This is a genomic window from Candidatus Streptomyces philanthi (genome assembly GCF_059553635.1).
The window spans coordinates 1-1,564 of the sequence record NZ_JCANQV010000580.1 but is presented as its reverse complement, the minus strand read 5'-3'; the positions used below and the strand labels follow the sequence as shown (position 1 = coordinate 1,564).

Annotated in this window: 1 protein-coding gene and 1 pseudogene; both read right to left on the bottom strand. The window is 70.7% G+C overall.

Annotated elements, in window-relative coordinates:
- The coding region (locus AC51EU_RS30385; protein WP_496270307.1) for a phosphatase PAP2 family protein at positions 1–743 on the bottom strand (743 nt) is incomplete at its 3' end.
- Positions 744–1,025: 282 nt separating this feature from the next.
- Positions 1,026–1,564, bottom strand: a pseudogene (locus tag AC51EU_RS30380) (hypothetical protein); the annotation flags it as partial.

Genomic DNA, 1,564 nt, shown 5'->3' with positions numbered 1-1,564 from the left:
AGCGACCCGGGGCGCCAGCGCAGCCACAGCCGCAGCAGGAAGCCCATCAGACGGTCCTCGGCCCAGGTCATCGCCGGTTCGGTCCACGGCAGGGCCAGCAGCACCAGCAGCCCGGCGGCCCAGCCGAGCAGCACATCGCTGACCCAGTGCGTACCGAGGTAGACGGTGGTCATGCCGACGCCCAGCGCGCCCAGCGCGGCGATCACCGACAGGATGCGGCGGCGCAGCGGGGTGGTCGCCAGATAGGCGAGCACGCCCCAGGTGACCACGGCGTTCGCGGTGTGACCGGAGGGGAATATATCGCCGCCGAGCCACATCTCGTTCGAGCCGACCACCGTCGCGTAGTGCGGCCCCAACCGTCCCATGCCGATCTTGGCGGCGCCCACCGTCATGTTCAGCAGCAGCAGCGAGGCGCCCAGCACCAGCAGCGGGTGGAGGTTGCGCTGCCGCCAGCAGCGCCAGCCCAGCCAGGCCGCCACCGCCACGGCGGTCGGCCCGCGCTGCCCCAGGACGACGAAGTAGTCGAGGAAGGCGTGGATCGACGGCCACTGCTTGTACGGCCGGAAGAACATGACCTGCCAGTCGAAGGTGACCAGCCACGAGGAGAACAGCACCCCGGCGACGATCGCGAAGTACACCGCCAGCGTGCCCCAGAACAGCCAACGGCGGGTCGGGGTCATACGCGGCCGGTCGCGATCGGCTGGGCGCTCCTCCATCTGGTCGAGCTTGTCATCGGTACGCACTCAAACGACGTTACCGCGTGTGATGTAGTCACCCGGTCAATCCGTCGGCTTTGTAATGACGATGTGATGTGGAATGTGCCCGGATTGAGACCACGGGATGCCTGCCGGTCAATGAATTCGAAGTGATTCCGATTAGCTTTCCGGTGACGCATGCCACGATGCCATGTGCTTTATCTGTTTTTCTTCGCGGAATTCCGTCGTGTAGGTACTGGGGTGTCGTACGGGGTTTCGGTGCCGGGTACGGAGCGGGGTCCCCCGGTCACCGGTGGCGTCCGGCCGCGCTCACGGCGGCCCCGAGCCGTTGAGCCAGAACGCCCCGTAGACCGCGGAGCCCGCGGCGACCGCGCCGACCAGCAGCGCGGCCCGCCCCGGCCGCCACCGCGCGAGGCCCGCCGCGAGCGGCAGCAGCAGCGGGTACGCCGGCAGCATCAGCCGCGGCTTGGACCCGAAGTACCCCTTGGCGGTGAGCGCCGCCGCCAGCACCAGCCCGCCGTAGACCAGCAGCGGCAGCGGGTCGCGCCGCCGCACCCCCAGCACGTACGCCCAGACCACCAGCGCGACCCCGGCCGTCAGCGCGATCCCGGCGAGGACCTGCCCGTGGGTGAACAGGCGGCCGGTGAAGGCGGCGAACGCGAGACCGCCGTCGAAGCCGTTGCCCCAGCCGCCCTGGACGTCCAGATAACCGGTGAGACCGCCCCTGCGCGCCCCCACCCACAGCACGTAGCCGCACCACCCGAGGGGCGCGAGCAGCACCCCGCACCACATCCCCGGGCGCCGCCGCCAGGCCGTGCCGAGGGGGACGCCCCCCTCCCGCGCCTGGC